Raw genomic sequence first — 23,722 nt, forward strand, 5'->3', positions numbered from 1 at the left:
CGAAAAACCGGGAGGCAAGGGATGGAACTGTTCTGGCTGGCGACCGGCACGATCGCGTTCGGCGTCTTTGCCTGCGTGGCGTGGTTCTGGGGATCGAACATCGTGCTGGACACGATCCTGCCGCCGCGCGGGCCGCATGCCGGCGACAATATCCGCAGGGCGAACCAGATCCGGCCGTGGCTGTTTCTGGGTCCGGCGCTGCTGTTTCTGGGTCTGTATCTGGTCTATCCGGTGATCGACAGCTTCTGGCGGTCGCTGCACGATGCGGATGGCAGCCGGTTCGTCGGCGGGGCGAACTATGCCTGGCTTCTGGGCGACGGCAAGTTTCGCGAATCGATGCGCAACAACATGCTGTGGTTGCTGGTGGTGCCGGCGCTGTCCACGCTGTTCGGGCTGATCGCCGCGCAGCTGACCGACCGCATCAAATGGGGCAATATCGGCAAGTCGCTGATCTTCATGCCGATGGCGATTTCCTTTGTCGGGGCGGGGGTGATCTGGAAATTCATCTATGAATACCGCGCCGCGGGCGAAAGCCAGATCGGCCTGCTGAACTGGATCGTGACGAAGCTGGGCGGCGCGCCGCAGATCTGGCTGACGCTGATCCCGTGGAACAATTTCTTCCTGATGATCGTGCTGGTCTGGATCCAGACCGGGTTCGCCATGGTGATCCTGTCCGCCGCCCTGCGCGGCATCCCCGAGGAAACCATCGAAGCGGCCATTCTGGACGGTGCCTCGCCCCTGCAGGTCTTCATGAAGATCAAGGTGCCGCAGATCATGGGCACCATCGCCGTCGTGTGGACCACCATCACCATCGTCGTGCTGAAGGTGTTCGACATCGTGTTCGTGATGACCAACGGCCAGTGGGGCACGCAGGTTCTGGCGAACCTGATGTATGACTGGATGTTCCGCGGCAGCCCCGATTACGGCCGCGGCTCGGCCATCGCCATCGTGCTGATGATCCTGGTCACGCCGATCATGGTCTGGAACATCGTCAACGCCCGCCGCGAGGTCCGCTGATGGAGGGCATGGCCGGCCGGAAATCGTCGCTGTCATGGGCGGTGAATATCGCCGCCTTTCTGCTGGTCCTGCTGTGGACGGTGCCGACACTGGGTCTGTTCGTGTCCTCGTTCCGCGACCGCGACCAGATCGCCTCCAGCGGCTGGTGGCAGTCCTTTTCGGGGACCGAGCAGACCGGCTTCGTGCGCACCGGCACCGACGAGGACGCCACCCTGACGGACGGTCTTTACGTCATCGAGGGCAGCGTGCTGGAAGACGGGCAGACATTGATCGCCTGGGGCACGGGTGCGCGCCAGCCGGGCCAGTTCCAGCCCGGCCAGACCACGCAGATCGAGGATGGCTGGGATCTGACCGTCAACGCGGACGGCACCTATCGCCTGACATCGCCCACTCCGTTCGACATGCGGCGCGGCGAACGCATCTTTACCACCACGACGGTGCCGCCGAACTTCACCACCGCGAATTATCGCCGCGTGCTGACCGCCGAGGGGTTGGGCCGGGCCTTCATGAACACGCTGACGGTGACGATCCCGGCCACGGTGATCCCGATCCTGATCGCGGCCTTCGCGGCCTATGCCTTGGCCTGGATGGAATTTCCGGGCCGCGCGATCCTGACCGCCGCGGTCGTGGGCCTGCTGGTCGTGCCGTTGCAGGTGTCGCTGATCCCGCTGTTGCGGCTGCACAACGATCTGGGCATCGGCAAGGGCTATCTGGGCATCTGGCTGGCGCATACCGGGTTCGGCCTGCCGCTTGCGGTCTATCTGCTGCGCAACTACATGGTCGGCCTGCCGCGCGAGGTCATCGAAAGCGCGCGCGTGGATGGTGCGACCGAGTTCCAGATATTCACCCGCATCATCCTGCCGCTGTCCTTTCCGGCGCTGGCCAGTTTCGCGATCTTCCAGTTCCTGTGGGTCTGGAACGATCTGCTGGTGGCGACGGTGTTTCTGGGCAACACGCGCGAACAGCTGGTGATGACGGGCGTGCTGCGCGAACTGATGGGCTCGAAAGGCGGCGAGTGGGAAATTCTGGCGACATCGGCCTTCATCTCGATCGCGGTGCCGCTGATCGTGTTCTTTGCAATGCAGAAATATCTGGTCCGCGGCTTGCTGGCCGGATCCGTGAAAGGTGGTTGATTTGAGTCAGAAGACGGCAGACTGGTGGAAGGGGGGAATTATCTATCAGGTGTATCCGCGCAGCTTTCAGGACACGACCGGCAGGGGCATCGGCGATCTTGCCGGCATCGCGCAGCGTCTGCCCTATGTCGCCTCACTGGGCGTCGATGCGGTCTGGATCTCGCCCTTCTTCACCTCGCCGATGAAGGATTTCGGCTATGATGTCAGCGATTATCGCGGCATCGACCCGATCTTCGGCACGATGGAGGATTTCGACTGGCTGGTCGAACACGCGCACGATCTGGGGCTGAAGGTGATGATCGACCTGGTGATGTCGCACACATCGGACCAGCATCCGTGGTTCGCCGAAAGCCGGTCCAGCCGCGACAACGCCAGGGCCGACTGGTATGTCTGGGCCGATCCCAAGCCCGACGGCACGCCGCCCACCAACTGGCTGTCGATCTTCGGCGGCAGCGCGTGGCAGTGGGATGCACGGCGCGAACAGTATTACCTGCATAATTTCCTGGTCTCGCAGCCGGACCTGAACTTTCACAACGAGGACGTTCAGCAGGAATTGATGGAGGTTGCCGAATTCTGGCTGGACAAGGGCGTGGACGGGTTCCGTCTGGACACGGTCAATTTCTATTTCCACGACCGCCAGCTGCGCGACAACCCGCCGCTGCCGCCCGCTCAGCGCAAGGCCGACATCGCCCCGGCGGTCAATCCCTACAACCATCAAAGCCACCGCTATGACAAGTCGCAGCCCGAGAACCTCGCGTTCCTGGAACGGCTGGCGGGCCTGCTGCGCCGTTACGACGCCGCCGTCATCGGCGAGATCGGCGACAGCGAACGTGCGCTGGAACTGCTTGAGGAATATACCGGCGTCGCGGGACGGATGCAGATGTCGTATGTCTTCGACTTCCTGTCGGGCCAGGATCTGCCGGCCGAACGCATCGTGCAGGTGTTCGACCAGCTGCACGCGGTGGCCCCCAACAGCTGGCCGTGCTGGGCGCTGTCGAATCACGACGTGGCGCGCCATGTGACGCGCTGGAACCTGACCGATCAGGCGGCCAAGGCCTATGCGACGGTGATGATGTGCCTGCGCGGCTCGGTCTGTCTGTATCAGGGCGAAGAGCTGGGCCTGCCCGAGGCCGAACTGGAATACGAGGATCTGCGCGACCCCTATGGCATCGAATTCTGGCCCGAATACAAGGGTCGCGACGGCTGCCGCACGCCTATGGTCTGGGACATGGGCGTGAATGGCGGCTTTTCGACCAGCAAGCCGTGGCTGCCGGTGCCGCACACCCATCTGCAACGCACCGTCGTCGCGCAAGAGGCGGACGCGCAGTCGGTCCTGCATCATTACCGGTGGGCGATCGGGCTGCGGCGCAAGCACAGCGCCCTGCGTCTGGGCCGGATGACCGATATTCGTGCCGACGGGCCGGTCCTGTCGTTCACCCGCGCCGACGACTGGCAGACCCTGCAGATAAAGGCCAATCTGTCGGACCGGGAAAGCGGCGGTCTGGCGCCGTGGCAGGTCCAGATCATCGAGGGGTGACCCCCCAGGGGAAAGGCAGGGCCGATGGCCGATCTGAAACTGACCGACATCGCGAAATCCTATGGCGACGTCCAGATCCTTGGCGGTATCGACCTGACCATCGCGTCGGGCGAATTCATCGTGTTCGTCGGTCCCTCGGGCTGCGGCAAGTCCACGCTGTTGCGGATGATCGCGGGGCTGGAACGGATCACCGGCGGCACGCTGGAGATCGACGGGCAGCGGATGAACGACATCCCGCCCAGCCAGCGCGGCATCGCGATGGTGTTCCAGTCCTATGCGCTGTATCCGCACATGACGGTGCGCGACAACATGGCCTTCGCGCTGAAGATCGCAGGCCAGTCCAAGGACCAGATCCGGCAGGCCACCGACCGTGCGGCCAGCATGCTGCAACTGACCCCCTATCTGGACCGGCTGCCCAAGGCGCTGTCGGGCGGGCAGCGTCAGCGCGTGGCCATCGGCCGGGCCATCGTGCGCGACCCCAAGGTCTATCTGTTCGACGAGCCGCTGTCGAACCTGGACGCGGCCCTGCGTGTGGCCACGCGGATCGAGATCGCGCAGCTGAAGGCGTCGATGCCCGACCGCACGATGATCTATGTGACCCACGATCAGACCGAGGCGATGACGCTGGCCGACCGGATCGTGGTGCTGGCCGGCGGCGGCATCGCGCAGACCGGCGCGCCGCTGGAACTGTATGCGCGCCCGGTCAACGAATTCGTCGCGCAGTTCATCGGCAGCCCGGCGATGAACCTGCTGCCGGGCCGGGTGGCGCAGGTGGGCGAGATGACCACCGTCACCCTTGACGGCGGCGGGCGGGCGCAGGTTGCCATCCCCACCCGCGCCGGGGATGAGGGGATCGAGGTGAATGTCGGCGTTCGCCCCGAGGACATGCGCGAGACCGATGGCGAGGCGCTGTTTCAGGGCCGGGTCGATCTGACCGAAGCGTTGGGAGAGGTGACGTTGCTGTATTTCGGCACCAACCAGGATGTCGTGCCGGTCATCGCCAAGCTGCCGGGCATCCATCCGGGCCGGACCGGCAAGACCGTCCGGCTGACTGCCGACCCCGCCGCGTTGCATCTGTTCCACAAGGGAAATTCGCTGCTGTATCGCGACGGTGCGGACCTGCCGCCGTATCGGCCGCACAGCAACGCGCCCTCGGGCAGCATGGGCGGTGCGCATGGCGCGGGCGCGATCCCCTCGGGCGACGCCGCGCCCGACGACCGGATCGACGAGGGGCTGATCAAGCCAGAAGGCCCGGCACGTTAAGGCCAAGCCGACGGATGGCCGCGACGAAAGTGGCAGGTCGCGGCGCGGTCTTTCTGCTATACTCCCTGGCCGGGGGAGGAATCATGACGCAACGCAGCCACGCCGATCTGGTGGCCCGGCAATCGCAATCGAACTCGGCGACCTCGGCCCTTGCCGCATCGTGGCGGCGGTCGATGCTGAAATACGGGCTGGACCCCGGCGACAGGCGCCGGCCCGAACGGCTGACCCTGGCCGAGCTGTCGGCGCGGCGTCAGGCGATGGAGCATTTCCTGAACGTGGCCGCCCCGCAGCTGGACCAGCTTTACACCCTCGTCGGCCTGTCGGGCTGCAACGTGCTGCTGACCGATGCCGCCGGGGTGGTTCTGGATCAGCGCGTCAGCGATGCCGACGCCGCGCAGTTCCGCGACTGGGGCCTGTGGCAGGGCATGGACTGGTCCGAGGCGGCGCAGGGCACCAACGGCATCGGCACCTGCCTGGCCGAGGAGCGGCAGGTCACCATCCACCGCGACGAACATTTCCGCACCAGCAATACCGGCATGTCCTGCATGGACGCGCCGATCTGGGGGCCGGACGGGCGGCTTCTGGCGGCGCTGGATGTCAGTTCGGCCCGCGCCGACCAGACCGAACGCTATAACCGGCTGATTGCGGCGCAGGTCGCTCAGACCGCCCGCGCGATCGAGACGGTGTTCTTCCGCGCCTCGTTTCCCGATGCGCGGATCGTGGTCGCGTCCGATGACGGCGCGGGTGCCGCGATGCTGCTGGCGGTGGACAAGGACGATCTGACCATCGGCGCCACGCGCGCCGCGCGCCGCGCCCTGGGGCTGGAACGCGAAGGCGCGATCCGGCCGCGCCCGGCGGTCGATCTTCTGGGACGCAACGACGATCTGCGCGGCTTCGACAAGGCCGAACGGGCGGCGGTCGCACGCGCGCTGGCGCGGGCGGGTGGCAATGTCTCGGCGGCGGCGCGGGCATTGGGGATCGGCCGCGCGACCATGTATCGCCGCATGGCCCGTCTGGGGCTGGGCGAAAAGACCTCGCGACCGTCCCGGGGATGAGACAGTCGCGCGCCGCCTGAACGCCGGGGGGCGTTGAAACCGATCCCCATTGCGCCAAGCTGGGGTGCAGACCCCAGGACGCACAATCCTGGGGATCATCAGAGGAGGAGATCCGGAATGCCGAACGATCAGACACATGAATTCAAGGGCGTGGGCGTCATGCCCTTCGCCAAGCGCTATGACAACTTCATCGGCGGCAAATGGGTGGCGCCGAAATCGGGCAAGTATTTCATGAACACCACGCCCATCACCGGCGGCGAGATCGGAGAGATCGCGCGGTCGGAAGCCGAGGATATCGAGGCCGCGCTGGACGCCGCCCACGCCGCCAAGGACAAATGGGGCACCGCATCCCCGGCCGAGCGGTCGAATGCACTGAACCGGATCGCCGACCGGATCGAGGCCAATCTGGAACTGCTGGCCGCCGCCGAGACCTGGGACAACGGCAAGCCGATCCGCGAGACCATGGCGGCCGATCTGCCGCTGGCAGTGGATCATTTCCGCTATTTCGCCGGCGTGCTGCGCGGACAGGAAGGCGGCATCTCGCAGATCGACAACGACACCGTCGCCTATCACTTTCACGAACCTCTGGGCGTGGTCGGGCAGATCATCCCGTGGAACTTTCCGCTGCTGATGGCGACGTGGAAACTGGCCCCGGCGCTGGCTGCGGGCAACTGCGTCGTGCTGAAGCCCGCCGAACAGACGCCGGCAAGCATCATGGTGCTGGCCGACCTGATCGGCGATCTGCTGCCGCCGGGGGTGCTGAACATCGTCAACGGGTTCGGCCTTGAGGCCGGCAAGCCGCTGGCGTCGAACGCGCGCATCGCGAAGATCGCCTTTACCGGCGAGACGACGACCGGCCGGCTGATCATGCAATATGCGTCCGAAAACCTGATCCCGGTGACGCTGGAACTGGGCGGCAAGTCGCCCAATGTCTTTTTCGCCGACGTCGCGCGCGAGGATGACGACTTCTTCGACAAGGCGATCGAGGGTTTCGTGATGTTCGCGCTGAACCAGGGCGAGGTCTGCACCTGCCCGTCGCGCGCGCTGATCCACGAATCGATCTATGACAGGTTCATGGATCGCGCGCTGAAGCGGGTGAAGGACATCGTGCAGGGCGACCCGCGCGACAGCAACACCATGATCGGCGCGCAGGCCAGCAGCGAGCAGCAGGAAAAGATCCTCAGCTATTTCGACATCGGCCGCAAGGAAGGGGCCGAGGTGCTGACCGGGGGCAAGGCCGCCGATCTGGGGGGCGAGCTGTCCAGCGGCTTCTACGTCGAGCCGACGGTCCTGAAAGGCAACAACAAGATGCGCGTCTTTCAGGAAGAGATCTTCGGCCCGGTCGTGTCCGTGACCACCTTCAAGGACGATGACGAGGCGCTGGAGATCGCGAACGACACGCTTTACGGCCTTGGCGCCGGGGTCTGGTCGCGCGAGGCCAACACCTGCTATCGCTTTGGCCGCGCGATCAAGGCGGGGCGGGTCTGGACCAACTGCTATCACGCCTATCCGGCCCACGCCGCGTTCGGCGGCTACAAGCAGTCGGGCATCGGGCGCGAGAACCACAAGATGATGCTGGACCATTGTCAGCAGACCAAGAACATGCTGGTCAGCTATAGCCCCAAGAAGCTGGGCTTCTTCTGATCCACGACACCGGGGCGGCCCTTTCGGGGGCCGTCCTGTCTGCGGCAACCCGCGGCGGGGTTGCGGCGTTGGGACGCGCCGTCCTTTCCCTGCCGGAACGTCCCCATGCCCAAGGATAACCCGATCGTCGATCCCGAAGACGCCGCGACCGGCGCGGGTCTGGTCTATGTCAACGACGACATGGCCGGGATTGCCCGCGTCCGCGCCGGCACCGGTTTCAGCTATCGCGACGCGCAGGGCCGGACGATCCGCGACCGGGCCGAACGCAGGCGTCTGAACGCGCTGGCCGTGCCGCCCGCCTGGACCGAGGTCTGGATCTGTCCCGACCCGCGCGGCCACATCCAGGCGACCGGCCGCGATGCCAGGGGGCGCAAGCAATATCGCTATCACCCCGATTTCCGCGAGGTCCGGGACAGTGCGAAATACGATCACATGCTGGATTTCGCCGCGGCCCTGCCCAGAATCCGCGCCCGGGTCGATCGGGACATGGGCCTGCGCGGGCTGCCCGCCGAAAAGGTTCTGGCGACCATCGTGTGGCTGCTGGAAAACACCATGATCCGGGTCGGCAACAGCGATTATGCGCGCGAAAACAAGTCCCACGGGTTGACGACTCTGCGCGGCCGCCATGTCAGCCTGAAGGGCAGCGAGGTGCGGTTCCGCTTCAAGGGCAAGGGCGGCAAGGAATGGGATCTGGATATCCGCAACCGCCGGGTGGCAAGGATCGTCCGCGCCGTGCAGGACATTCCCGGCCAGCATCTGTTCCAGTATCTGGACGATGACGGAGAACGGCGGCAGGTCACTTCGACCGAGGTGAACGATTATCTGCGCAGGGTGTCGGCGCGCGACGTGACGGCAAAGGATTTCCGCACCTGGACCGGCACGGTGCTGGCCGCGCTGGCGCTGGCCGAATACGAACGCGCCGACAGTCAGGCCGCCGCCAAGGCCAATATCCGCGAGGCGATCGAGAATGTCGCCGCGCATCTGGGCAACACGCCCGCCATCTGCCGCAAATGCTATGTCCATCCGCAGATCATCGACGCCTATCTGTCGGGCGACCTGAAGCTGGAATTGCAGGGGCAGATCGCGGACAATCTGAAAAAGCCGGGCCTGCGCCCCGAGGAAAGGCAGGTTCTGCGGTTCCTGAAACGGAGGTTGAAGACATGAGTCGCGTGACAGCCACGCCCGAGGCGCTGCAACTGATCGACGAAATCGTGGCCGATCACGGCCCGGTCCTGTTCCACCAGTCCGGCGGATGCTGCGACGGGTCCAGCCCGATGTGCTATCCCCAGAACGACTTCAAGATCGGCGACCGTGACGTCAAGCTGGGCGAGATCGGCGGCGCGCCGTTCTATATCTCGGCCAGCCAGTACGAGACGTGGAAACACACCGATCTGATCATCGACGTCGTGCCCGGCCGGGGCGGGATGTTCAGCCTGGATAACGGGCGCGAGAAACGGTTCCTGACCCGGTCGGACATCTGCTCGGCCTGAGGGGCGCCCGCGCGATTGTGATGCGCGGGGTCTTGCCCTATAAGCGGCGCGTCGCAGCAGGGGTTTTGTCATGGCATACAGCATCTTCATCGACGGCGAGGCGGGGACGACGGGACTGCAGATCCGCGAACGTCTTGCCGCGCGCGACGATATCGACCTGATCCAGATCGACCCCGCGCGGCGCAAGGATGCCGATGCCCGCCGCGAGGCGTTCCAAAGCGCCGATATCGCCATCCTGTGCCTGCCCGACGATGCCGCGCGCGAGGCGGTGGACCTGGCCGCCGATCTGGATGTGCGGCTGATCGACGCCTCGACCGCGCACCGGGTCGACGATGACTGGGTCTATGGTTTCCCCGAACTGTCCGACCAGATCCGCGACGAGATCCGCGGCGCGCGTCTGGTCAGCAACCCCGGCTGCTATTCCACCGGCTCGATCGCCATCATCGCGCCGCTGATCGCCGCCGGCCTGATCGACGAGGATGCGGCGCTGTCGATCAACGCGGTCAGCGGCTTTACCGGCGGCGGCAAGGCCCTGGTCGCAGAATACGAGGATGGCGGCGCGCCCGCGCATTTCGTCTATGGGTTGAACCAGCGCCACAAGCACATTCCGGAAATCATGGCCCATGCGGGGCTGCTGATCCAGCCGGTCTTTGCCCCCTCGGTCGGCAATTTCGCCCAGGGCATGGCGGTGCAGGTGCCGCTGCATCTGGATGACGACCGGACCGTGAAGGCGCTGTTCGAGGCGCTGTCGGATCATTACACCGGCCAGCATTTCGTGCGCGTCGTGCCCGCCGATCAGATCGGCGCGCGCGTCGTGCCGACCGCGCTGAACGGAACGAACCTGATGCAGATCAGCGTGCATGGCGACGACGATAACGGCTGCTGCACGGTCGTGGCGGTGCTGGACAATCTGGGCAAGGGCGCGTCGGGCGCGGCGGTCCAGAACCTCAACATCATGCTGGACATGGACGAGACCGAGGGTCTGTGACGGCCGGTCCGGCTGGCCGCGTCAACTTTGCCGACAGGAACACGCGGGCGCGGGGGCGGCGTTCAGTCCCCCGCGCCGGTCGTGCGGCAGGGCCGAAGCCGGCCTATTCGGCGGCCTCGGCGTAATCCTGCAATGGCGGGCAGGTGCAGACCAAGTTGCGGTCGCCAAAGACGTTGTCCACGCGCCCGACCGGCGGCCAGTACTTGTCCACCCGGAACGATCCTGCCGGGAAACACCCCTGCTCGCGCGTATAGGGGCGATTCCACTCCGCGATCAGATCCTCGACCGTGTGGGGCGCGCGGCGCAGCGGGCTGTCCTCGGCGGCGATGCGGGCTTCGGCGACATCGGTGATCTCGTCCCGGATCGACAGCATGGCGGACACGAACCGGTCGATCTCGGCCTTGGTCTCGCTTTCCGTCGGCTCGACCATCAGCGTGCCCGAGACGGGCCAACTCATCGTGGGCGCGTGAAAGCCGTTGTCGATCAGGCGCTTGGCGATGTCGTCCACGGTCACGCCATGTTCGGCAAAGGGCCGCGTATCAAGGATGCATTCATGCGCCACCCGTCCGCGATTGCCCATGAACAGGACCGGATAGGCCCTCGACAGGCGCGAGGCGATATAGTTCGCGTTCAGGATCGCGACGCGGGTGGCCTGGGTCAGCCCGTCGCCGCCCATCATCAGGCAATAGGCCCATGAAATCAGCAGGATCGACGCGCTGCCATAGGGCGCGGCGCTGACCGCGCCGCTGGCGTCCTCGCGCGGATCGCCCGGAAGGAACGGCGCCAGATGCGCCTTGACGCCGATCGGCCCCATGCCCGGGCCGCCGCCGCCATGGGGGATCGCGAAGGTCTTGTGCAGGTTCAGGTGGCTGACATCGCCGCCGATCTCGGCCGGTTTGACCAGCCCGACCAGCGCGTTCATGTTCGCGCCGTCGATATAGACCTGGCCGCCATGTTCATGCGTGATCCGGCAGACATCGCGCACCGTGTCCTCGAACACGCCATGGGTGCTGGGATAGGTGATCATCACCGCCGCCAGCCGGTCGCCGGCCCTGGCCGCCTTGTCGGTGAAATCCTCGACATCGATATCGCCGTTCGGCGCCGATTTGACCACCACCACCTTCATCCCGCACATCTGCGCGCTGGCGGGGTTGGTGCCATGCGCCGACATCGGGATCAGGCAGATATCGCGCTGATCGTCGCCATTGGCCCGGTGATAGGCCTGAATGGTCAGCAGGCCGGCATATTCGCCCTGCGCGCCGCTGTTGGGCTGCATCGAGAACGCGTCATAGCCGGTAATCTCGCACAGCTTGTCGTCCAGATCGGCGATGGCCTCGGCATATCCGGCCGCCTGATGGCGCGGCGCAAAGGGATGCAGCGCGCCGAATTCCGGCCATGTGATCGGCATCATCTCGGCCGCGGCGTTCAGCTTCATCGTGCAGGACCCAAGCGGGATCATCGCCCGGTCCAGCGCCAGATCGCGATCCGACAGCCGCCGCATATAACGCATCATCTCGGACTCGGCCCGGTTCATGTGAAAGACCGGGTGGGTCAGGTAGTCGCTGTCGCGCAGAAGATCGTCGGGAATGGCGGGCGATCCGGCCGGCGCGGCGGACTGGTCGATCCCGAACGCATCCAGAAGGCGGGCGATCACGTCCGCATCGGTGGTTTCATCGACGCTGATCCCGACCCGGTCGCGGCCGACGCGGCGCAGGTTGATCCCGCGCTGTTCGGCCGCAGCCAGAATCCCCGCCTGACCGACTCCCACCCGGACGGTGATCGTGTCAAAGAAGGAATCCGGCGCGACCTCGGCCCCCGCCTGTCGCAGCGCATCGGCGATGGTGACGGCGTGCAGATGCACCCGCTGCGCGATGGCGCGCAGCCCGACCGGGCCGTGGAACACCGCATAGAAGGACGCCATGACAGCCAGCAGGGCCTGCGCTGTGCAGACATTGCTGGTGGCCTTTTCGCGGCGGATATGCTGTTCGCGCGTCTGCAACGCAAGCCGATAGGCCGGATTGCCCTTGGCATCGACGCTGACGCCGACGATGCGGCCGGGCATGGCGCGTTTCAGATCGTCGCGGCACGAGATGAAGGCGGCGTGCGGGCCGCCATATCCCATCGGCACGCCGAAGCGTTGCGCCGATCCCACGGCGATGTCGGCGCCCATCGCCCCCGGCTCTTTCAGCACGCACAGCGCCAGCAGATCGGTGGCGACGATGGCCAGCGCCCGTGCCTCGTGCAGCGCCGCGATCTCGGCGGTCAGATCGCGGATATGGCCATAGGTGCCGGGATATTGCATGATCGCGCCGAAAACCTCATCGGCCTTCAGATCGTCGACCGAGCCCTTGACGATGCGAATACCCAAGGGCGCGGCCCGCGTCTCGATCACCGCGATGGTCTGGGGATGCAGATCGTGGGCGACGAAGAACGCCTCGGCCTTGGATTTCGCCTGCCGGTGCGCCATCGCCATCGCCTCGGCCGCGGCCGTCGCCTCGTCCAGCAGGCTGGCATTCGCGATCGGCAGCCCGGTCAGATCGGCGACCATGGTCTGGAAATTCAGCAACGCCTCCAGCCGGCCCTGCGCGATCTCGGGCTGATAGGGGGTATAGGCCGTGTACCAGGCCGGGTTCTCAAGGATGTTGCGCTGGATCGCGGGCGGCGTGAAGGTGCCGTAATATCCCTGTCCGATCAGGCTGGTCATCACCGTGTTCTTGCGCGCCACCTGTTCCATCCGCGCCAGCAGCGCCGCTTCGGACAGCGCCGGCCAGTCCAGCGGCGTGTCCTGACGCAGCGTCTTGGGCACGGTCTGGTCGATCAGCGCGTCAAGACTGTCGGCGCCGACGACCTTCAGCATCTCCGCCATCTCGGCGGGCGAGGGGCCGATATGGCGGCGGTTGGCGAAATCGTCGGGGTTGTAACCGGTCGGGTTCCAGCGGGTCATGCGCGCCTTCTTTCGTTATCCTCGGCCCTGCCGGTCATGGCACAGCACGTTCACAAGATTGTCTTTTCGGGTCGCGCAGAACGATCCGCCGCACGCCCCACGGTCAGGGGTCCATGCACGACTGCATCGCCCACCCGCGCCGTCACCGCCTCAAGATCGTCCACTTCGACCGAGATGGCCGGCACATCGGGAACGACGCGAAGGACCGTCATGCTCGCACTCTTTCCAAATACCTCGCGGGGGTCCGGGGGCGCGAAGCCCCCGGCCATCGCCGGGCCGGCAGGCCCGGCAGAAGGATCGCTCAGCCGATCTGGTTCTTGTAGGCCGCTTCGTCCATGAAACCGTCCATCGCGCCGGGGTCGGACGGTTTGAGGCGAAAGAACCATGCCGCCATCGGATCGTCGTTCACGCCGCCGGGCGCGTCCGCCAGATCGCTGTTGACCGCCGTGACCACCCCCGCGACCGGCGCGGTGATGTCCGACGCTGCCTTGACCGATTCGATCACCACGATCTCTTCGCCGGCCTCGACCTCGCGACCCTCCTCGGGCAGTTCTATGAACACCACATCGCCCAGCTGTTCGCTGGCATGTGCGGTGATGCCCACGACGATCTCGTCGCCCTCGGCCTTCAGCCATTCATGGTCTTCGGTGTATTTCAGCATGGATGTCCTCAGCGATTATAGGAAGGCTTGATGAAGGGCAGGGCGGTGACGGTCACCGGCACCCGCTTGCCGCGCAACTCGGCGTGAACCGTCTGGCCCTCGGTCAGGCTGGCGGGCAAAAGCGCCATCGCGACGGGTCCGCCCACCGACGGCCCGAACCCGCCCGAGGTGACGCGGCCCACGGCGCTGCCGCCGCTGGCTTGGGTAAAGATCTCGACGCCTTCGCGGATCGGGGCGCGGCCTTCGGGGCGCAAGCCGCGGCGTTTGACGGCGGGACCGTCGGCCAGTTCCTGCAACACCCGGTCCGCGCCCGGAAACCCGCCCGCGCGCGCCCCGCCCGGCCGGCGCAGCTTGGGGATCGACCAGCCAAGACCCGCCTGCGCCGGCGTCACGCCGTCATCCATGTCATGGCCGTAAAGCGGCAACCCCGCCTCAAGCCGCAGGCTGTCGCGCGCGCCCAGACCGATCGGCGCGACCGCCTCATCGCGCAGCAGATCCTCGGCGAAAACGACAAGACGGTCATCGGGAACCGAGATTTCAAACCCGTCCTCGCCGGTATAGCCTGAACGCGAGATCCAGTATTCGACACCGTCCCGCTTGAAAATCGCCGAATCCATGAACCGCATGTCGCCGACCCCCGGCACGAGCCGTTCCAGCACGCCCGCGGCCTTGGGGCCTTGCAGCGCCAGCAGGCCGCGATCCTGCACAAGCGTCGTCTGCACCGCGCTCAGCGATTGCAGATGTTCAAGGTCCTGCGCGGTGCAGCCGGCATTGACGACCAGAAGAAAATGATCGCCGCGATTGGCAAACATCAGATCGTCCAGGATGCCGCCCTGCGGATTGGTGAACAGGCCGTAACGCTGCCGCCCTTCTTCCAGTCCGGCGACATCGGCCGGGATCAGGGTTTCCAGCGCCAGCGCCGCCGCCTGCATGTCGCCGTCGCGCGGCCGGACGATGATCTGCCCCATATGGCCGACATCGAACAGCCCGGCCTGGCTGCGGGTGTGCAGATGTTCGGCCATCACGCCCATTGGATACTGGACAGGCATTTCCCAGCCTGCAAAGGGCACCATGCGCGCGCCCCGGGAAACATGCACATCGTAAAGCGCGGTCCGGCGCAAATCCTGGGCCATGGGGCCTCCCTTGATGTGCCGGACATCCGGCATCGGTTTGCAGGCCGCAGCCCGCGTGACGATGCCCCCTCTGTCCTTGCCCGATGGGGCGCCTGAGATCGTTATCCCTTCGGCGGACCGGTAGGCGGTCACTCTCCAGAGTCTTGCCGGAAAACGGTCTTTTTGCCTGAGAGTTTACCGGGGCGGTTGCTCCGTCGGCACCGGCGACTGGCCAGCTTCTCCCGAATTCCTGCCATCACAGCTAGCCGCAGCGACGAAACAAGGCAAGGCTTTTGTCGCAGACGGACGGTCCGCGCCGCAGGCATCGTTCGCGGCTTGGGAACGGCAGCCGGCGCGGGCACCGGCGGTCAGCGGCGCGGAAAAACGAACACCCGGTCGCGCCGCAGCATCAGCCACATGGGCGTCCCCGCAGGCGGCAGAAACACGCCCGGCACCGTGGCGTTCAGGGCGATCCCGCCCTCGTCCGTGGTAAATTCGATCAGCGATTCGCGGCCCAGATAGCGGGCGCGGCTGACCCGGGCCAGCGCGGCACTGCCGTTTTCCGGGGTCGGGGCGGGGCCCTGACCGCCACGGTCGAAATCGATCTTCAGATGCTGCGGCCGGATGACGATCTCGACCTCGGTGCCGTCGGGGACGCCCGGCGTCAGGAAATCGCCGAACGGCGTCGCCGTCAGCGCGCCCTTGACCCGCCCGGTCAGCACGTTGATATCGCTGAAAAATGCTGCCGCCTGCCGGTCGACAGGGGCGTTATACAGGTTATAGGGGGCGCCTTGCTGCATGATCCGCCCCTCGCGCATCAGCAGGATCTGGTCGGCCATCCGCATCGCCTCGTCGGGTTCGTGCGTGACCAGCAGGACGGCGGTGCCTTCCTCCTTCAGCAGCGACAGCGTCTCGTCGCGGATGCCGTCGCGCAGCCGTTCGTCCAGCCCGCTGAACGGCTCGTCCATCAGCAGGACACGCGGCTGCGGTGCCAGCGCGCGGGCCAGCGCGACGCGCTGCTGTTCGCCGCCCGACAATTCGTGCGGATAGCTGTCGAGATGCTCGGTCATGTGCACGCGTTCCAGCAATTCGCAGACCCGGCCGCGATTGGACTGGAAGTTGCCTTTCAGGCCGAAGGCGACGTTTTCGCTGACCGGAAGATGCGGAAACAGCGCGAAGTCCTGAAACATCAGACCGATCGCGCGACGTTCGGGCGGGACGCGGAAGACGGTGTCGCAGACCAGCCTGCCATCGACGAAGATGCTGCCGCTGTCCTGGATGTCGACCCCGGCGATGATCCGCAGCGTCGTGGACTTGCCGCAGCCCGACGGGCCAAGCAGGCAGGCGACCTGTCCGGCACTGACGCTGAACGACACATCCTCGACGACGGACCGGCCGTCGAAGCTGCGTGTCAGGTTCTGGACCTCAAGTCGGGGCGGGCTTGTCACGGCTTGGCCGATTCTTTCACTTGGGTTTCGCCTGCCCTAGCAGCGCCCCGCGCCGCCATCAACCGCCTCGGCCCGCCGCCAGCCGTGTTCAGGGGCAAGATCGGGCAGCCGCACCGCCCAGACCGCGCCGCCGCCCGCCGGCTGATCGTGTCGCCGATCAGGCGTCAATCCGGCCAGCGCGCACCAGATCATCGTGCCGATGCCGCCATGTCCCACCAGCAGCAGATCGCCCCGATCCTGCGCGGCCAAATGGCGGCGCAGCGCGGCCATACCGCGCGCGGCGACATCGCTCGCCCGCTCCCACCCCTCGATGCTGAGATCGGGATGGGCGAAAAACGCATCGGCCAGCGCCTCGTGTCGGTCATGGGGGACATAGCCGGTGGCGCTGCGGTCGATTTCGTTCAGCTGCCAGTCCGCCTGCGGCTGAAGGTTGATCGCGGCGCCAAGGATCGCGGCCGTTTGCCGGGCCTTGGTCTCGCCGCTGCTGACGATGCGCGTGGTCCGCGCCAGCCAGGGTGCCGCGGCCACGGCCTGCATGCGCGCCCGGCCCTGATCCGACAGCGACCAGTCCGGCACAGGCACATCCGGCTGGATCCGCACCTGCGGATGGCTGAGATAGCGCAGCACGGCCATCAGATCGTGACGTTCAGCGCCCCTCCGTCCAGCAGGATGTTCTGGCCGACGATGAACTTGGCATGTTCGCTGCACAGAAAGGCGCAGGTCGCGCCGAAATCCTCGGGCTGGCCATAGGTTCCGGTGGGAATGCCCGACTGACGCTGGCGGCGCGCCTCCTCCATGCCGATTCCCTGCTGCTGCGACACCGCCTTGTCCAAGCTGTCGGCGCGGTCGGTCGCGTGGATGCCGGGCAGGATGTTGTTCACGCAGACCCCGTCCCCCGCGACCTGCCGCGCCATGCCGGCGACGAAACCCGTCAGCCCGGCGCGCGCGGTGTTCGACAGCCCCAGCACCGCGATGGGCGAGCGCACCGACTGCGAGGTGATGTTCACGACCCGGCCCCAGCCACGGTCCATCATCCCGGGCACCAGCGCCTGCATCAGCGCGATGGCCGACAGCATGTTCGCGTCGATGGCCCGAATGAAATCGTCGCGGTTCCAGTCGGTCCAGGTGCCGGGCGGCGGGCCGCCGGCATTGGTGACCAGGATATCGGCCTGATCGACCTGCGCCAGCACCTTGGCCCGGCCTTCGTCGGTGGTGATATCGGCTGCGACAGGGGTCACGCGGACGCCGTGACGGTCGGCGATCTGCTGTGCCGTCTGCGCGATCTCGGACTCGGTCCGGCTGTTGATGACCAGATCGACGCCCGCCGCGGCCAGCGCCTCGGCACAGCCGCGCCCCAGCCCTTTCGATGCCGCGCAGACCAGACCTCGCCTGCCCCTGATACCCAGATCCATCCCGTGCTCTCCTGTGTTGCAGATGCAAGGAACCGCTTGTGTCCGGCAATGTCAAACCCGGCGGTGCCGTCTGCCGCGCCGGACGTTCCCCGGCAGGTGCCTCAGCGCCGGATTGCAGCGGTGGCTGCGTCGCGGATCGCGCGGATGTTGTCGCCATAGATCTGCGGCTGGTCGACCGAGCCGCCCTTGAAGACCGCAGATCCCGCAACCAGAACGTCCGCGCCGGCCTGTGCGACGATGGGTGCCGTTGCCGGGTCGATCCCGCCATCGACCTGAACAAGAATCGGCCGGTCGCCGATCATGCCGCGCAGCCGCGCGATCTTGTCCACCTGTCCGTGGATGAATTTCTGGCCGCCAAAGCCGGGATTGACCGTCATGACCAGAACCATGTCGCACAGATCCAGCAGGTATTCGACAGCCTCGGGCGGAGTGCCGGGGTTCATCGCGATGCCCGCCTTGGCGCCCGCGGCACGGATCGCCTGCAAGGTGCGATGCGGGTGCGGACCGGCCTCGACATGGGCGGTGATCATGTCGGCCCCGGCGCGCGCATAGGCTTCGATATGCGGATCGACCGGGGCGATCATCAGATGCACGTCCATGAAGGTGGAGACATGCGGCCTGAACGCCTGCACGGCGGGGGGGCCGAAGGTCAGGTTCGGCACGAAATGCCCGTCCATCACGTCGACATGGACCCAGTCCGCCCCCTGGTCCTGAATGGCGCGGATCTCGGCGCCGAAATTGGCGAAATCGGCGGACAGGATCGACGGGGCGATCCTGATCTTGCGGTCGTCTGTCATGGCGTGATCCCCGAAGCGCGGTTCTGTGTCTGCTGCCCGGATCGCGGCCCGGCGTCAAGTCCGGCCTGCCGAACGCGCCACAGCTGACGGTCCCGTTCCGCAACGCTGCCAACCTATGGCGCGATGCCATGCAGCGCCTCATGTCGGATCGCGGAGTGCATCGACATCGGCCACGGACGCCGCGCTGCCGCCCTGAAAGATCAGCTGCACGCCGGCATCCTCGGCTTCGGCCCCGACGATCCTGGCATAGGCGCCGACCGTGTCTTGCCGGATGACATCGCCATTGCGCAGGCTTTCGACGACAAAAGAATACCGTCCATCGGGCAGCTTGTCGCCGGCGGCGTCCCGGCCATACCAGTCGATCTGGCCGATGCCCGGACCGATCTCTTCGCGCGAAACCTCTTGTCCGGTTTCGGACAGGGTGATCAGGGTGACGCTGTCTGCCGCGGGATCGGGCTTCACGTCCAGCGTGAGCGGCCGGTCGCCGAACCACACAGGCTGCGTCGTGCGCGCCTCCTTGCCGATCCAGTCGGCGAACTGGCCCAGCTGCGTGCCGCCCAGCTGCGCGATCATGCGGTTCAGCAGCTTGTTGGTCTGCGCCTGCTGTTCGACGCCCGAAAATGTCGCCAACTGCACGGCAAACTCGGTCCCTTCCATGGGATTCAGCGGGTCCTGATTCTGCAGCTGTGCGGTCAGCATCTTCAGGAATGTGTCGAAATCGGCCCCCGTCGCCGATCCGCCGCCTGTTGCGACCGATAAGCCGGCGGATGCGGTCGCCGAGCCGTCCAGAGCACTGATCATTTCTTCCTTCCCTACAATCTGATGTCGATGCGAAGCGTCCCTGCGGCCGCCACCGAGATTGCCGCGACCGAGCCGGGCGATGCGGGCCCCAGGATAGTCGTCGCGTGATGCGTGTCTTGCCGATCCCGACCGGCCCGATCCGGATGCCCCTCGGGGTTCGAGCGTTCATCGCGGAAATCCAGTTCCGCGCCGGCCAGCCCGGCCTCTGCAAGATGTTGCATCAGCAGCCCAGCGTGACGGCGGACCAGATCCATCACCTCGGGACGTTCGATCCAGACGGTGACATGCGGCGCACGATCGGCGGCGGTGACGACCAGACGCACGCGACCCAACTCTTCGGGCGACAGCGCGATTTCCAGCCGGTCGCCGCCCAACGTCACCACCGCGTCCGCCACCTGCCGGATCACCGCCTGCGCCGCGACAGGTCGCCATTCGGCAAGCGCGGGGTTGGGTCTTGCGGTTTCTGCCGCAACAAGCGGGGCGACCGGGGCGCGACCTGCGTCGAGGGATTCGGGCAGTATCGAAGTGCGCGACGCTCTGTCGTCGCCAAGCAGGGGATCGCGCCCTGTCAACGCGGTGGGTTCCGGTTTCGTGAGGCGTACCCCGGGTGGTTCGTCCGTTTCAGAATCCACGTCGGCGCAGTCGATGGCACTAAATAAACCTGTTCTTTCGCTCTCATCGGTAGCATTGGGCAAAGACGCGTCTGACAGGACGTCAGCTTCCGTCACCGGCGCGCGAATCGGCGGCGCGTCGTCGCGCCTTGCGCCGATGCTGCCGCTGACGCCAGACCAGGTTTCCAGAATGCCCGCCAGAATTGTCGGTGCGGCGTCCGATGTCGCGGGGGGAATCGCCTCTTCGTCCGCCTCCGTCGCCTGCGGAAGCGGCAGTTCCATCACTGTCTGATCCTGTTGCCCGTCGTCGCGCGAAGCCGTCCGGTCCTCGGTCGCAACCGCACCCTCATGCGGCACATCCACTGCGAAAGTTCCGCCTTCGCCTGACGGAGCAGCAGAAGCGTCGGGTCGCACCGGCACGGTCGTGCAGACGGCCTCTCCCATCTTGCGTGGAATTTCGGATGCAATCATGTTCGCTTGCCCATCGGATATGGCGAAGATTTACCGCATAATCCTTACTTATTATTTACCGGCAACCTGTAAGTCATGAAAACACGATGGAACCGGAGATTGCCGATGCAGATCACCCTGCCGCCGACGCCGTCGGCACACCAGGATCACGCCGCAAACCCTGTCGAAGGTCTGGAACAGGCGTTTCTTGAGGAAATGTTGAAATATTGCGGCCCGCGCGCAGCCAGTGACGGATTTTCCGGCGGTGTGGGCGAGGATCAGTTCGGCAGTTTCCTGACGCGTGAATACGCCCGGATCATGGCGCGGCATCTGGATCTGGGATTCGCGACTCTTGCGCAGAAGGTGGTGCAATGAACAGATCGCTGATCCGCGACCTGGCCCAGATCCGGTCCGCCTTGATTCTCGCCGATCCAGACAAGGCGTTACGCTGCTTGGAAAAATTCGTGCTTTCCGTTCAAGCTGACGGAATTTCTGCCGCCGATCGGACGCGGTTGGAGGCTGAACTGGCCGAATTGCGCGTGCTTGCCGATGCGTCCTTGCGGGGCGCAAGACAGGCTTTCGAAGAGGTGCAGGCCATCATGCAGGCGGCGCGCACGCTGCAAACATATGATCGCGCCGGGCGTCGCCATGCATCCTCGACGGCGGCAAATTCACCCCGCAGGTTTTGACTAAAATGCCCGGTGTTACGTGTTTGTGCAGCATTGCGGAATTCACTATTCCTAAATCACCGAGCTTTAGAAAAGCGGTTGCACGAAGAAACGTGCAGGGAACATCCCGACAGGTCAGAAGGCCGATCTCACCACATCAAAGGTGCAAAGCGCCGCAATAACGGAGGACAACATGTCCAGCATTCTGACCAATAACGGGGCGATCGTCGCCCTGCAGACCCTGAAATCGGTCAATTCCAGCCTCACCAAGGCCCAGTCCGAGATCTCGACGGGAAAATCCGTCGCCAACGCCCAGGACAATGCGGCGATCTGGGCCATCTCGAAGGTGATGGAGACCGACGAATCGGCCTTCAAGACCATTCAAAGCGGACTGAACGTCGCCGAGGCGACGGTCGCGACCGCACGGGTCGGCGCCGAACAGGTGACCAAGCTGCTGAACGAGATGAAGACCCTGGCCCTGAACGCCGGGACCGACGGTTTCGACTATGACAAGGTCCAGACCGACATCACCGCGAAGATGTCGCAGATCACCTCGATCGTGGCGGGCACGCAGATGAACGGCGTGAACCTGCTCAGCACCAACGGCATCGACGGCGGCGCGACCTTCACCGTCGTCGGATCGCTGAACCGCGAAGTGGGCACGGCCGTGACCACATCGAACAACATTCAGGTTGCGTCTGTCGATTTCGAGGCAGGCATCGTCGGCGGCACGCTGACCGCGATCACGGACCGCGCAAGCGCGGATACCGCCGTGCATGATCTGGAGGCGCTGATCGAACTGGCCGTCAACGGTTCGGCGGCGTTGGGTTCGGCGGGCAAGCGGATCTCGGATCAGTCGGATTTCGTCGGCAAGCTGGCGGATTCGCTGAAATCTGGGATTGGTGCGCTGGTGGATGCCAACATGGAAGAGGCGTCCGCCCGGCTGCAAGCCCTGCAGACGCAGCAGCAACTGGGCATCCAGTCGCTGTCGATCGCCAACCAGGCGCCGTCCTCGATTATGGCGCTGTTCCGCTGATGATCCGGCGGGGCGTCGCAGGGCGCCCCGCCTTCCTCAAGCCAACTTGAAGCGGGAACGATCACATTGAACGCAATAACGTCTTTGTCTGAACACGGTTACGGGGCCAGCGCGGTGCGCACCGCGCAGGACGCCGAATACGACATCTTCTCTCGCGTCACCCGGATGTTGCGGCAGTCCGACAGAACGGGTCAAAGCGCCCAGTCCATTCAGGCGATCCACAAGAACAACGAACTGTGGACGATCCTGGCCGCGGATCTTGCCGACCCCGGAAACATGCTGCCCAACGAGACAAAGGCAGGGCTTTTGTCGCTGGCCGGGTTCGTTTTGCGCCAGGGTCATGCAATCCTGTCCGGGAAAGGGACCACGGACATGCTGGTGGACATCAACCTGTCGATCATGAAGGGGCTGCGCAGCGAGGGTGCGGCATGAGCGGTCTTGTTCTCAAGCTGGCCCCGAACGAGCGGATCCTGATCAACGGCGCCGTGATAGAGAACGGAGAGCGTCGAACCAGAATCTCGATCAAGACGCCCAACGTCAAGGTTCTGCGACTGAAGGATGCAGTCCATCCGGACGCGGCCACAACGCCGGTGGCGCGTGCGTGCTATATCGCGCAACTCATCCTGTCAGGCGACGCCGATCCGGCGCAGGGCGAACGACAGCTTCTGACGGCCATCGAACAGCTGAGCCAGGTGTTCGATGATCGCGACAGCCGGAACATTCTGGCAGATGCCACCCGGCTGGCGCTCGCAGGGGCAACCTATCCGGCGATGCGCCGCCTGCACGAGCTTCTGCCGCGCGAGGCGCGGCTGTTCGCTGCGCGCAGGCAATGAGGCTCAGATGACAGGCGCGATCAGTTTTGGCGCAGCGGGGGTTGCGGGCTGGCAGATCCTGAAACGCAGCGAGCAGCGGCAGATGGCCATCGTGGCCCAGGACGTGTCGATCCGGCGCGACACGGACCATTTTCGCGAGAAGCTGCCGGCGATCCGATCTGGCGCCGACCTTGTTCAGGATTATCGGACGCTGCGCGTGGCCTTGGGTGCATTCGGTCTGGAGGATGATCTTTCAAGCAAGGCGTTCATCCGCAAGGTGCTGGAAGCCGACACGACCGATCCCCGGTCACTGGTCAACAGGCTCAGCGACAAAAGATATCTGCGACTGGCCGAAGCTTTCGGGTACGGAACTGGTCCGACGGGTCAGGGCGATCTGACGGACCGGATCGCGGTCGCCTATATGCAGAAGGAATTCGAACGTCGCGTCGGCGAGGGGAGTGAGAACCTGCGCCTTGCGCTTAACGCGCGCCGGGAATTGTCGCAGTTTCGCGACCGCGAATCGACGGACAAGACGTTGTGGTACGAGGTGATGGGAAACCCGCCCCTTCGCAAGGTTTTTGAGGGGGCGTTCGGCTTCGGCACCTCTTATGGAAAGCTGCCCATCGACCGACAGCTGGACGAATTCACCGAGGCATCTGAACGGCTTTTGGGCAGCGCGTCGTTCAAGGCGATCGGAAGCGGTGAGCGCGTCGACAAGCTGATCCGAACCTTTCTGGCGCGTGAGCAGATGAAATCGTCTGAGGTGCAGAATCGCTATAGCTCGGCGTTGACGCTGCTGACGATGTCGCGATGAGTGGCGAGCTTGGAAAGCCGTCCTGCGCG

At 65.4% G+C, this 23,722-nt stretch carries 25 protein-coding genes and 1 riboswitch; of the genes, 15 read left to right on the plus strand and 10 right to left on the minus strand.

What is annotated here, in order from left to right:
- Positions 1 to 21: 21 nt before the first annotated feature.
- From JHW45_RS02790 to argC, 9 genes are all read left to right on the plus strand, one after another.
- A complete protein-coding gene (locus JHW45_RS02790; protein WP_272859444.1) occupies positions 22 to 1,017 on the plus strand; it encodes a carbohydrate ABC transporter permease in 996 nt (331 codons plus the stop codon).
- Positions 1,017 to 2,150 carry a carbohydrate ABC transporter permease gene (locus JHW45_RS02795; RefSeq protein ID WP_272859445.1) on the plus strand — a complete coding sequence of 378 codons (1,134 nt, stop codon included), beginning with the start codon at positions 1,017 to 1,019 and terminating at the stop codon, positions 2,148 to 2,150. Before JHW45_RS02790 ends, JHW45_RS02795 begins: the two co-directional genes overlap by 1 nt.
- Complete coding sequence (locus JHW45_RS02800) at positions 2,143 to 3,687, plus strand: alpha-amylase family glycosyl hydrolase (protein ID WP_272859446.1); 1,545 nt, start codon at positions 2,143 to 2,145, stop codon at positions 3,685 to 3,687. The genes JHW45_RS02795 and JHW45_RS02800 overlap by 8 nt, the downstream gene beginning before the upstream one ends.
- Positions 3,688 to 3,711: 24 nt before the next feature.
- Positions 3,712 to 4,950, plus strand: coding sequence for an ABC transporter ATP-binding protein (locus tag JHW45_RS02805; protein ID WP_272859447.1), 1,239 nt, complete (start codon positions 3,712 to 3,714; stop codon positions 4,948 to 4,950).
- Positions 4,951 to 5,033: 83 nt separating this feature from the next.
- Positions 5,034 to 6,005 (plus strand): GAF domain-containing protein, encoded by a 972-nt coding sequence (locus JHW45_RS02810; protein WP_272859448.1) that lies wholly within the window; start codon positions 5,034 to 5,036, stop codon positions 6,003 to 6,005.
- A gap of 117 nt (positions 6,006 to 6,122) precedes the next feature.
- A complete protein-coding gene (gene adh / locus JHW45_RS02815; RefSeq protein WP_272859449.1) occupies positions 6,123 to 7,649 on the plus strand; it encodes an aldehyde dehydrogenase in 1,527 nt (508 codons plus the stop codon).
- A 105-nt stretch (positions 7,650 to 7,754) separates the two neighbouring features.
- A complete protein-coding gene (locus JHW45_RS02820) occupies positions 7,755 to 8,813 on the plus strand; it encodes a DNA topoisomerase IB (protein ID WP_272859450.1) in 1,059 nt (352 codons plus the stop codon).
- On the plus strand, positions 8,810 to 9,139 hold the full coding sequence (locus tag JHW45_RS02825) for a DUF779 domain-containing protein (RefSeq protein ID WP_272859451.1): 330 nt from the start codon (positions 8,810 to 8,812) through the stop codon (positions 9,137 to 9,139). The genes JHW45_RS02820 and JHW45_RS02825 overlap by 4 nt, the downstream gene beginning before the upstream one ends.
- A 70-nt stretch (positions 9,140 to 9,209) precedes the next feature.
- Complete coding sequence (gene argC / locus JHW45_RS02830; protein ID WP_272859452.1) at positions 9,210 to 10,127, plus strand: N-acetyl-gamma-glutamyl-phosphate reductase; 918 nt, start codon at positions 9,210 to 9,212, stop codon at positions 10,125 to 10,127.
- 103 nt (positions 10,128 to 10,230) lie between these two features.
- On the opposite strand, the gene gcvP is transcribed toward argC, so the two are convergent.
- The 10 genes from gcvP to fliK form a co-directional block, all read right to left on the minus strand.
- Positions 10,231 to 13,071 (minus strand): aminomethyl-transferring glycine dehydrogenase, encoded by a 2,841-nt coding sequence (gcvP, locus tag JHW45_RS02835; protein ID WP_272859453.1) that lies wholly within the window; start codon positions 13,069 to 13,071, stop codon positions 10,231 to 10,233.
- Between the two features lie 50 nt (positions 13,072 to 13,121).
- A complete protein-coding gene (locus JHW45_RS02840) occupies positions 13,122 to 13,283 on the minus strand; it encodes a VOC family protein (RefSeq protein WP_272859454.1) in 162 nt (53 codons plus the stop codon).
- A gap of 89 nt (positions 13,284 to 13,372) precedes the next feature.
- Positions 13,373 to 13,729 carry a glycine cleavage system protein GcvH gene (gene gcvH, locus JHW45_RS02845; protein WP_272860515.1) on the minus strand — a complete coding sequence of 119 codons (357 nt, stop codon included), beginning with the start codon at positions 13,727 to 13,729 and terminating at the stop codon, positions 13,373 to 13,375.
- A gap of 11 nt (positions 13,730 to 13,740) precedes the next feature.
- Positions 13,741 to 14,865 (minus strand): glycine cleavage system aminomethyltransferase GcvT, encoded by a 1,125-nt coding sequence (gene gcvT, locus JHW45_RS02850; protein ID WP_272859455.1) that lies wholly within the window; start codon positions 14,863 to 14,865, stop codon positions 13,741 to 13,743.
- Positions 14,866 to 15,009: 144 nt separating this feature from the next.
- Positions 15,010 to 15,099, minus strand: a riboswitch (glycine riboswitch).
- Positions 15,100 to 15,212: 113 nt separating this feature from the next.
- Positions 15,213 to 16,292, minus strand: coding sequence for an ABC transporter ATP-binding protein (locus JHW45_RS02855; RefSeq protein WP_272859456.1), 1,080 nt, complete (start codon positions 16,290 to 16,292; stop codon positions 15,213 to 15,215).
- Between the two features lie 36 nt (positions 16,293 to 16,328).
- Positions 16,329 to 16,925: a histidine phosphatase family protein gene (locus JHW45_RS02860; protein ID WP_272859457.1), complete on the minus strand. Its 597-nt coding sequence runs from the start codon at positions 16,923 to 16,925 to the stop codon at positions 16,329 to 16,331.
- Positions 16,925 to 17,704, minus strand: coding sequence for an SDR family oxidoreductase (locus JHW45_RS02865; protein WP_272859458.1), 780 nt, complete (start codon positions 17,702 to 17,704; stop codon positions 16,925 to 16,927). The genes JHW45_RS02860 and JHW45_RS02865 overlap by 1 nt, the downstream gene beginning before the upstream one ends.
- A gap of 101 nt (positions 17,705 to 17,805) precedes the next feature.
- Positions 17,806 to 18,501: a ribulose-phosphate 3-epimerase gene (gene rpe / locus JHW45_RS02870; protein WP_272859459.1), complete on the minus strand. Its 696-nt coding sequence runs from the start codon at positions 18,499 to 18,501 to the stop codon at positions 17,806 to 17,808.
- Between the two features lie 138 nt (positions 18,502 to 18,639).
- Entirely contained in the window at positions 18,640 to 19,302 is a 663-nt protein-coding gene (locus JHW45_RS02875; protein ID WP_272859460.1) for a flagellar hook capping FlgD N-terminal domain-containing protein, read from the minus strand.
- An 11-nt stretch (positions 19,303 to 19,313) separates the two neighbouring features.
- Complete coding sequence (gene fliK / locus JHW45_RS02880) at positions 19,314 to 20,384, minus strand: flagellar hook-length control protein FliK (RefSeq protein ID WP_272859461.1); 1,071 nt, start codon at positions 20,382 to 20,384, stop codon at positions 19,314 to 19,316.
- Positions 20,385 to 20,489: 105 nt separating this feature from the next.
- On the opposite strand from fliK, the gene JHW45_RS02885 reads away from it, so the two are divergent.
- The 6 genes from JHW45_RS02885 (at position 20,490) to JHW45_RS02910 (ending at position 23,693) form a co-directional block, all read left to right on the plus strand.
- The gene (locus JHW45_RS02885) at positions 20,490 to 20,738 is read left to right on the plus strand and encodes a rod-binding protein (RefSeq protein ID WP_272859462.1); all 249 of its coding nucleotides are present in this window, start codon (positions 20,490 to 20,492) and stop codon (positions 20,736 to 20,738) included.
- On the plus strand, positions 20,735 to 21,052 hold the full coding sequence (locus tag JHW45_RS02890; RefSeq protein ID WP_272859463.1) for a hypothetical protein: 318 nt from the start codon (positions 20,735 to 20,737) through the stop codon (positions 21,050 to 21,052). Before JHW45_RS02885 ends, JHW45_RS02890 begins: the two co-directional genes overlap by 4 nt.
- A gap of 172 nt (positions 21,053 to 21,224) precedes the next feature.
- A complete protein-coding gene (locus JHW45_RS02895) occupies positions 21,225 to 22,067 on the plus strand; it encodes a flagellin N-terminal helical domain-containing protein (protein WP_272859464.1) in 843 nt (280 codons plus the stop codon).
- An 84-nt stretch (positions 22,068 to 22,151) separates the two neighbouring features.
- A complete protein-coding gene (flaF, locus tag JHW45_RS02900) occupies positions 22,152 to 22,499 on the plus strand; it encodes a flagellar biosynthesis regulator FlaF (RefSeq protein WP_272859465.1) in 348 nt (115 codons plus the stop codon).
- Complete coding sequence (flbT, locus tag JHW45_RS02905; protein WP_272859466.1) at positions 22,496 to 22,900, plus strand: flagellar biosynthesis repressor FlbT; 405 nt, start codon at positions 22,496 to 22,498, stop codon at positions 22,898 to 22,900. Before flaF ends, flbT begins: the two co-directional genes overlap by 4 nt.
- Complete coding sequence (locus tag JHW45_RS02910) at positions 22,797 to 23,693, plus strand: DUF1217 domain-containing protein (RefSeq protein WP_272859467.1); 897 nt, start codon at positions 22,797 to 22,799, stop codon at positions 23,691 to 23,693. Before flbT ends, JHW45_RS02910 begins: the two co-directional genes overlap by 104 nt.
- Positions 23,694 to 23,722: the final 29 nt, after the last annotated feature.

This window comes from Paracoccus stylophorae (genome assembly GCF_028553765.1).
Taxonomy (GTDB): domain Bacteria; phylum Pseudomonadota; class Alphaproteobacteria; order Rhodobacterales; family Rhodobacteraceae; genus Paracoccus; species Paracoccus stylophorae.

Coding starts and splice junctions, on each gene's coding strand:
- JHW45_RS02790 (WP_272859444.1), top strand. CDS start 22: ATGGAACTGTTCTGGCTGGCGACCGGCACGATCGCGTTCGGCGTCTTT.
- JHW45_RS02795 (WP_272859445.1), top strand. CDS start 1,017: ATGGAGGGCATGGCCGGCCGGAAATCGTCGCTGTCATGGGCGGTGAAT.
- JHW45_RS02805 (WP_272859447.1), top strand. CDS start 3,712: ATGGCCGATCTGAAACTGACCGACATCGCGAAATCCTATGGCGACGTC.
- JHW45_RS02810 (WP_272859448.1), top strand. CDS start 5,034: ATGACGCAACGCAGCCACGCCGATCTGGTGGCCCGGCAATCGCAATCG.
- adh (WP_272859449.1), top strand. CDS start 6,123: ATGCCGAACGATCAGACACATGAATTCAAGGGCGTGGGCGTCATGCCC.
- JHW45_RS02820 (WP_272859450.1), top strand. CDS start 7,755: ATGCCCAAGGATAACCCGATCGTCGATCCCGAAGACGCCGCGACCGGC.
- JHW45_RS02825 (WP_272859451.1), top strand. CDS start 8,810: ATGAGTCGCGTGACAGCCACGCCCGAGGCGCTGCAACTGATCGACGAA.
- argC (WP_272859452.1), top strand. CDS start 9,210: ATGGCATACAGCATCTTCATCGACGGCGAGGCGGGGACGACGGGACTG.
- gcvP (WP_272859453.1), bottom strand. CDS start 13,071: ATGACCCGCTGGAACCCGACCGGTTACAACCCCGACGATTTCGCCAAC.
- JHW45_RS02840 (WP_272859454.1), bottom strand. CDS start 13,283: ATGACGGTCCTTCGCGTCGTTCCCGATGTGCCGGCCATCTCGGTCGAA.
- gcvT (WP_272859455.1), bottom strand. CDS start 14,865: ATGGCCCAGGATTTGCGCCGGACCGCGCTTTACGATGTGCATGTTTCC.
- JHW45_RS02860 (WP_272859457.1), bottom strand. CDS start 16,925: ATGGCCGTGCTGCGCTATCTCAGCCATCCGCAGGTGCGGATCCAGCCG.
- JHW45_RS02865 (WP_272859458.1), bottom strand. CDS start 17,704: ATGGATCTGGGTATCAGGGGCAGGCGAGGTCTGGTCTGCGCGGCATCG.
- rpe (WP_272859459.1), bottom strand. CDS start 18,501: ATGACAGACGACCGCAAGATCAGGATCGCCCCGTCGATCCTGTCCGCC.
- JHW45_RS02875 (WP_272859460.1), bottom strand. CDS start 19,302: ATGATCAGTGCTCTGGACGGCTCGGCGACCGCATCCGCCGGCTTATCG.
- fliK (WP_272859461.1), bottom strand. CDS start 20,384: ATGATTGCATCCGAAATTCCACGCAAGATGGGAGAGGCCGTCTGCACG.
- JHW45_RS02885 (WP_272859462.1), top strand. CDS start 20,490: ATGCAGATCACCCTGCCGCCGACGCCGTCGGCACACCAGGATCACGCC.
- JHW45_RS02890 (WP_272859463.1), top strand. CDS start 20,735: ATGAACAGATCGCTGATCCGCGACCTGGCCCAGATCCGGTCCGCCTTG.
- JHW45_RS02895 (WP_272859464.1), top strand. CDS start 21,225: ATGTCCAGCATTCTGACCAATAACGGGGCGATCGTCGCCCTGCAGACC.
- flbT (WP_272859466.1), top strand. CDS start 22,496: ATGAGCGGTCTTGTTCTCAAGCTGGCCCCGAACGAGCGGATCCTGATC.
- JHW45_RS02910 (WP_272859467.1), top strand. CDS start 22,797: ATGCCACCCGGCTGGCGCTCGCAGGGGCAACCTATCCGGCGATGCGCC.